This is a genomic window from Granulicatella sp. 20925_1_45 (assembly GCF_041433555.1).
Taxonomy (GTDB): domain Bacteria; phylum Bacillota; class Bacilli; order Lactobacillales; family Aerococcaceae; genus Granulicatella.
In genome coordinates this window covers 67460-75639 of record NZ_JAPWBR010000007.1, presented here as the reverse complement: position 1 = coordinate 75639, position 8180 = coordinate 67460, and the positions used below count along the sequence as shown (strand labels likewise).

Sequence of the window (8180 nt, the reverse complement as noted above, 5' to 3'; positions counted from 1 at the left end):
AAAAAAACGACTTACAGAGCATTTCTGTAGGTCGTTTTCGTTTATAAAATTGATTATTTCACCTTTGTAAAAATTTCACGAATTAACGGTGCAAAACTATATGCAACGGCTGCAAAGCCAATCACTAAAAAGAATGATAATACAGGCACTGTCTGATAAATAGCGAATAAAATTGCAGCAATAAGAACTGCAGCCATAATCAGTGATTGCACAGGCATTACGATGATAAGTAAATAACTATTTTTAACGAGACGTTTTATAGGACTAAAATACTGAGTCGTCATCGCAAGACCAATAATTGAAGCTACGATAGTGACGATTAAAATTAACGCTGATAACACAAATAACATAAAACCAATGATTCTAAATAAATCAGCATTATTATTAGCAAAATTCCAGTAAAATTGAGCCATATAAACCATAGCAGCAATTAGAACTAAATATACGATCCATAGAAGCATCTTTTTAGTAATATCACGTTTAAATTCATTCCAAAACGGCTTAACGAGTGTGCGATTTTCATCCTCAGAAAGCTTAAGTGTCGTATGCATTAATGCAGCTAATGCAGGACCAATAGTTATAATAGGTATACATAGAACGATAAATAAAAGATTTAATAAAATAAAATCAGCAACTAATGTAGCAAAATGCCAGAACTTGCTGTCTTGATTATATTGCATGTGAGACCATCCTTATTAATTAATTACTTTAATAGTATACGTTGAGGAACTTTAAAATGCAATGATGTTTCTTTATTCTTTTTCAGATACATATATAGGTTTACATAATATATATTATACTAAGTTATATATCAAAAAGATTCTATATCCTCTATCATAAATGAATACGCCCAGCATTAATAACTAACACTGAGCGCATAATCATTTATATAGCATTTAATGTATCGATATCTATATTCTTATTAATGGATAATAAACATAGAACTTTTCTTGTCACTTTTTTGTTACAACTAATGCTTAATGCATCGGCGTATATATTTAATTGGTCTTTATATTTCCGTACGATGCTTTGAATTCCTTCTTTAGAATCCACGACATAATCCGTCTTATAGTCAAATACGACAATCTCATCATCTAATTCAACATATCCATCGATAATCCCGTGAATCATCATCAAATCATCTGTCTGAATGGATTTAAAGAATTCACTGGCTTCAAGTACATAAGAAAATGCTTGCTCACGTACTAATGCATGTGAATTTTGCACAATCCATTGACCAAATGATGATTGGAAGAATTCGTATGCTTGTGTCACTGGAACTTTTGCAGCAACTTCCGGTGTAATTTCATTGGATTCCACTAAACTTCTGAGTAAATGTTCTAAGGAATCTAATGTAATGTCACTTGTGAAGTCAACCTTCTGCATTAACAAGTGAAGAGCACTACCTCTTTGTGCGCCAGAAACCGATGCTGAAGCAGTTTCCATAAAGCGAGGTTTCTCTAATGTAGGAGAGAGGTAAATCGCTCTTCTCCCCTCTTCTATCAAGCTATTTTGCGCTAATTCTTCGATGATTGGATCTTCAAGCACCCGTTTCAATTCAGACACACTTTGATAGCTTGTTGTTTTACTTTCAGCTTCAAATTGATAGTCTCGCTGAATTGTTTGAAGCATTTGTTGTACTTTAGACTTCAATTCACGTGGAGAATCGGCTTCACTGTAGTATTCATGCCAATCTTCTTGGAAGACTTCTTTACCACTGATTTCGTGAATATATTGTTGACTCTTAGATACGATATCCGGTTTTGCAACAATTTCAGGAATAATCTTGTATTGTTCACGAATAGCGCTCAGTAGCATCCAGTTAAGGAATGTACCGCTCTTGAAACGTGCTTGATAAGGTAAAATTTCGCTAGATTCGTTTGTTAAAAAGGCATATTTCTTCTTAAATGACTCGTAGTTTTTAAGTGTACCTACAATAATTAGCTTTTCACGTGCACGCGTCATTGCTACATACAATTTACGCATTTCTTCGGATAACAATTTCTTTTTCTCGAAGTTTCTTGTGGCTACAGCTTGTACAGTTGGATACGTAATACGAGTATTTAAGTCAAAGAAATTCGTACCTACACCAATCTCATCGGAACACATAATAGATGCTTTTAAGTCTTGCATGTTGAATTTACGGTTTGTATCGATTAAGAACACAACTGGGAATTCTAACCCTTTACTTGCGTGAATTGTCATCACTTGAACAGCGTTTGAATCCGTTGCAATTGGTGCTTCATCTAAATCTTTTTCTTTCTTTTGAAGAGCTTCAATGAATCGGATAAAGTTTCGAACTCCTTTAAAACTGCTTGCTTCATATTGATTCGCATGTTCATATAGCGCATGCAAGTTTACAGCTCTTTGCGAACCATTGGACTGTCCATGGACATATTCTAAGTAATGAGTATCCATATAGATTTCCCAAATTAACTGAGCAATCGATTCGTTATTCGCACTGTCTCTCCATTTATTTAATAGTGTTAAAAAGCCTTCTAGACGTTCTTTAAGCGCTAATTGTTGCTTAGAATCATAATAATCGACTTCTTGAAGCTCAAAATTTGAAACAAACTGGCAAACAGCCTCATAATAACTTGTATTTTTCGATGACTTACGAATGTGCGCCAAAGCGATCTCATCTAGTCCGACAAGTCCAGAGCGCAATACAGCTACTAGCGGAATATCTTGTAGTGGATTATCAATCACTTTTAGTAAAGAAACCATTGTTGTAATCTCTGTACGTTTAAAGTATGATTGCGCCTTTTGAACGTTTACAGGAATTCCGTAAGCAGCAAAAATTGATTCAATCTTATCATTATTACTCTTTGTTGATGAAAGAATAGCAAAGTCTCCATAAGTTACTGGACGTTTTGCATCTGCTTTATCATTCATCACTTCAAAAGGTGTCTTTATCATCTCTTGAATGCGTTGCGCAACATAATGAATCTCATTTTCTACCTTTTCGAATCCTTCAGCATCGTCTAAATCATCCGACTTTTCATCTAAATCCACATCTTCAATTAAAATAATTTCACTGAATTTATCATCATCTTGAGAATATGAAAGATTCCCTGTTTTTAATGCAGCAACGTCATCATACTCCACTTGTCCCAACTCTTTATTCATAATTTGTTGGAATACCTTATTCGTAAAAGAAAGAACCTCATCTCTAGAACGAAAATTCTCTGCTAGAACAATTCTTTCCCCACTCTTTCCTTTGGCATACTCTTCGTATTTTTCACGGAATAGAGACGGATCTGCTAGTCGGAAACCGTAGATAGATTGTTTCACGTCACCTACCATAAAACGATTATCGGGCTTACTTACGAGCTCTAAAATCGCTTCTTGGACACGGTTAACGTCTTGATACTCATCGACCATGACTTCTTTAAAGTGATTTTGATAGTATTCGGAAGCAATCTTTTGACCATTTGAATCTAATTTTGTCAGAATTCTCAAAGTATCATGTTCTAAATCAGAGAAATCAAGTTTGTTTAACTGATGTTTTTCATCTTGGAAACGGTCATAAAACATCACTGCGATATCTGAAAGTTTCGAAAGAATTCGATTTACTTTCGTCATTTGCTGCAGCTGAACTTCTGGAGAAATCGCAAAGTAATCTTCTTTGATTTTTTGGAAGTCTTTTTTCAAGCCTTCGCGAATTGCTTTAATCTCATCTAAGCTTTCTTTAACAGTATCATCCACTTTAGCTGTAGACCAGTTCTTGAATTTTCTATCTTCAAATGTTTGATGCGCAAAAACGTATGACTCTTCTTGGATATGCACCAAAATCGTTTTTACAAAGTCTATATCATCTTCTAATACCGCTTGATGCTTCGGAGCTCCAAGAAGTTCGATATCTTTAAGAAGTTGATCATATTGAGTAACAAGGTAACTTAACTCTTCGATTAATGCTGGTTTTACGTACGTTTTAACGAAAGATGTTGAAGCATAATCACTTCCAACTGCATAATTCTCTGTTAAATTGGATAACCATGTTTTAGGTTCTCTTTTAGAGCGTGAATATTGGTATAGACGGTAAACAGTATTCGTAATACCATCGTCCGAACGGTCGTTTGAGAACGTCGCAAATACTTCTTCAAATTCAGGATGTTCAAGAAGCTCTTCCTCAAGAGTTCTCCATACTTTTTCTTGCAATAGTTGCCCTTCGATTTCATCCATCATCGTAAACACTGGATCAATACCCGCTAAGTAGAAATAACGACGAATTACTTTCATACAGAAACTATGAATCGTTGAAATCATAGCAGACGGAATTAGTTGCAATTGTTTCGCAAAACGTTGTTGAAGAACTTCATCCGTTGATTTTTCAATTGCTTCTTCTAATTTAGTGCGAAGACGCTCCTTCATTTCCTTTGCTGCAAGCTCCGTGAAGGTCACTACTAACAATTCATTAATGTCGATTCCCTCTTGAATATGCATCAAAATACGTTCTACAAGCACTTTTGTTTTCCCAGATCCGGCTGAAGCAGAAACAAGAAGATTGTTCCCACGAGTAGCTATTGCCTTCCATTGATCAGGTGTTGCTTGTAATCCTTTTGGTTTCTCTGGAATCATTCTTCTGTCTCTCCTTTCTTCTCTTGTAATTCCTCTTGAATAAATGCAATCCCCTCTTCTTTTTCAAATTTAGGAAGATTACGATATCTATTTTCTGGGTTTGTAGCATCGAACTGGGCAATACTACTAAATTTACCGGATACAGAATCTGCATATTGTTTAAAGTCTTCATATGGAGCTAGTGTGATATCCCCAGATAGAATACCTTTACCTGCTTCTTGAATCTGTTCCCATACAAAATCTTTAAATAACTTCAATTCTTCTGTTGTATAAACGCCATTTTTATAAGTAGCACTGATACCACCATCTTTTTTCAAAGCGACATTTAATACGTTTGATTTACTTGTCTCAACAAGTTCCGGATTAAGTCTAGCAATCTCATCAGAGTTTACTAAACCACGATGTTTAAAGGCTTTAGTCCATTCTTGGATAAACTTATCTTCCGTTGGCACTTCTTTAATGCTGAATTTTGGATTATGCACATGGATATAACTTGCTTCTAGAGGCGTTGGAACCGTACCTGTTTCACTGCGAATAATTTCTTCAGATACTTTCAAATACGTTAACAGTTGGATTTGAACTCCTGCAATAAGTTTTGCAATCTCGAATTTTTGTTCAGAAGATTTATAGTCAATAATCCCGTTATAAATTCCGTTATCTGACTGTAGTAAGTCGATACGGTCAATTTTCCCACGTAAATGAATAGACTGATTTTTACCAATTGGAATGTGAATTGGATAGTTTCCAGAAGTCCCGAATACCACTTCGGTCATCCAAGGTTTTGTCTCTAGCGCTAAGGCTTGTTTTTGAAGCGCATTTGTCGTTTGCATTAGAGTTTGGTGTAACAATCCTTGGACGAAGTTTAAACGTCTAGAAGAGCCTAAAATCGCAAATTTCGGGTTCTCTTTCATTCGATTGAAGATGTCTTTTTCAATAGCCAACTTTTGCTCTACCGTTAAGTCTCTTAAAGATAATCCAAGAGCATTCAATTCTTTAATAAACTGATCGAAGAATTCATGGAAGTATTCTCCTGTATTGGCTGGAGAAAGCTCGAATTCTTGGCGTTCTTTCAGTCTTAATCCGTATTGTAAGAAATGACTAAATGGATCCTTATAGTAAGTTTCAATTTGAGACGTTGATAAATTCAATTGATTTCCATAAAGCTCTTGCGCAAGAGAAAGTGGTAATTTACTTGCTACATTTAATCTGAATACAGATGCCAGTAACGCATGATAGTCAGCGCTGAATGCAGCGTCTGCTTTCAGTAAATGCGGAATTAATTTCCATAAGAAATCAATCTCATCTATTTCTTTGAACTTGTTCTCTCTCATCTTCAATAGAAGCGTTGTAAAGAGTTCAAACGGAACTACAAAATCCCCTTGTTCTAAACGGTTTTGTCGGTTCAACGATCCATCAATTTCTTCTAGTTCATAATGTTTTAGTAATCGTTGAACAAAATTTGAAACCAGTTGTTCCTTACCATCTTTAGAAATAGCACAAGATAGATAAAGATGCTCTGTTGCGCTCATGAGTAACTGATAGAACACAAATGGTTCAACGGATTGCAGTTGTCCTGTTGTAGGCGCTAGGAAACGTCCACTATCTAGTTGATTGGAAAAAAGTTCACGTTCATCGTCCGTTAGTAGTCCCGTTTCATCAATATTACGTGGCATTACACCTTGCGTAAGCCCCACTGCAAAAGTAATTTTCTTAGGTGAATAACGAACAGAATCCATTCCTGTAATCGTTAATTCATCTAATGTAGATGGGGCTAAATTATAGTGTGTTTGTTCAAATCCTGTATGAAGTAACATCATAAAGGTTTCCCAATCAAAGGATTTATATCCGAAAATATAGATATATTCATCTAATAAACGGATAAATTCAGACCACACTTGTTCTTGACGTCTTGCTGTTTCGACATCTCCTTCTTCAGCAGCAATATCTCTCCAGTAAATGACCGATCTATCTAATCCTAGAGTCGTCAATAATTGATACAATACAGTAACTGCTTCAGTCGTTGTAGCTGCTTGTTCTAGTTTCTTGAATGCAGGTAGTAATACGCTTGTTAATTCATCTCGAAGTTCTTGCGCCTTTAAAAGAATTTGCGTATTTTTATCCGTCACTTCAACTGTAGAATCTTCGTCAATAGAATCTTCCACATAGGCCCAAGGTTTTCCATTCGTCCATTGATAACCTTCGTAACCATTAGCAAGAATAACTGTTTCCGTTTCATCTAATTGCTGTCTAAAGGCTTGTAATTGGTTCTTAAGAGGCGTTTCATCACCTTTATGCCACAAGACATATTCGCTACGAAGAAGACTCATAATATCGGCATAACGCCAATCGTATTGCCAAATATTATAGAGTGCATCCAGAACTTGAATAATTGGATGATGCTCCATTGAGTCGGATAAATCGATAAAACCAGGAATATCATATTGTTTTAAAAGAGATTCCAGGAATAAATGATTCTCTTCTAAATTACGCCCCAAAATTTGAATGTCTTTATAGCGAACTTCACCCTCTTGTACCATTCTCTTAATTTGGGCAAATGTCTCTTGATACTCTTCTCTTTCATCTGTGTACTTAGTAAAAGTGATTTTTTGTAGTGGAAGTTTATCTTTGGCTGGTGTCTTCACTTTTGGAAGTCCACCATTCGTTTCAAGCCAGAATTTTTCAACCTCTTTAAATTCATCATCAAAAAGAGAATCACTTTCTTCCCATTCGATGATGCGAGCTAAGTCCTCTCCTCTATTCACCCATCTTGAGAGTCTTTCTAAGAGGAGTCTGTTTGAAGTGAATAATGAATCCCCTGCTTCGTATTTAGCGGTATGGACTCCATATGTCGTTAACGTTGCGTGAAATTCAACGGTTGCCCCACTTCCTACTAAGGATTCAATCACTTCCATTTCAGCCTTCGTTAATGTCACCATTTCATCAATTGCAATAAAGGTATTGGACAAATCCTTAGTAGCAATTACGCTGCATAATTGCGCATAGCTTTCTTCTTGATGAACGAAATCTTCTTTTAGTGCTTCTATATAGTAACGATAAATAATCCCAAATTCTTTTAATCGTTGCTCGTTTTCTGAAGGAGTGGACGCTTCAAAAAAGCTAGAGAAATCCTCAACTTCAATTCCTCCAGATTGAAATTCATTCATTACCTTGCTTAATTGTTCAAGAAAACCTTTATGACGAGCTTCATTTTTAAAGAGAACAAGCTCCTCTGAATGTTCCTCTAGAATTGATTTCAAAAGCATTGTAATTCCGACTTTTGAAATCGATGTTTTTTCTGTAATGGCTTCATTTCTTAGTAAATACCATAATAAACGTTTGAAACTGTATACTTGTAGTCTTGTTGAAGCGTAGCTACGAGAAGATGAATCCGTTAATAACTCTCCGACTTGTCGAATCATCTCCATTTCGGCAGTAAACTTAATGTGATCAGGAACAATGTAGTAAACCTGATGTGCTTCATCTTGTTTAAGCCACTGCGCAAAACGTTCGGCAATCTTCTTTGATTTATTAACGGATTTCTTTGAAATAACAGCATTAAATCCCATTGACGCGTCCTCCTTTTTAAGTCTTCTTTAGTA

3 protein-coding genes are annotated in these 8180 nt (G+C 35.6%); all 3 read right to left on the bottom strand.

The annotated features are described in order from the left end of the window. Positions 1-53 precede the first annotated feature (53 nt). Positions 54-680, bottom strand: a complete 627-nt coding sequence (locus O3798_RS03795; protein WP_371463405.1) for a DUF624 domain-containing protein — start codon at positions 678-680, stop codon at positions 54-56. A 205-nt stretch (positions 681-885) separates the two neighbouring features. Further along, positions 886-4581 carry a helicase-exonuclease AddAB subunit AddA gene (gene addA, locus O3798_RS03790; RefSeq protein ID WP_371463403.1) on the bottom strand — a complete coding sequence of 1232 codons (3696 nt, stop codon included), beginning with the start codon at positions 4579-4581 and terminating at the stop codon, positions 886-888. After that, positions 4578-8147 (bottom strand): PD-(D/E)XK nuclease family protein, encoded by a 3570-nt coding sequence (locus O3798_RS03785; protein WP_371463401.1) that lies wholly within the window; start codon positions 8145-8147, stop codon positions 4578-4580. Before O3798_RS03785 ends, addA begins: the two co-directional genes overlap by 4 nt. Positions 8148-8180 lie beyond the last annotated feature (33 nt).

What these genes read in the sequence shown, in the direction of transcription:
- addA (WP_371463403.1), bottom strand. Translation starts at nt 4,581, where the DNA reads ATGATTCCAGAGAAACCAAAAGGATTACAAGCAACACCTGATCAATGG.
- O3798_RS03785 (WP_371463401.1), bottom strand. Translation starts at nt 8,147, where the DNA reads ATGGGATTTAATGCTGTTATTTCAAAGAAATCCGTTAATAAATCAAAG.
- O3798_RS03795 (WP_371463405.1), bottom strand. Translation starts at nt 680, where the DNA reads ATGCAATATAATCAAGACAGCAAGTTCTGGCATTTTGCTACATTAGTT.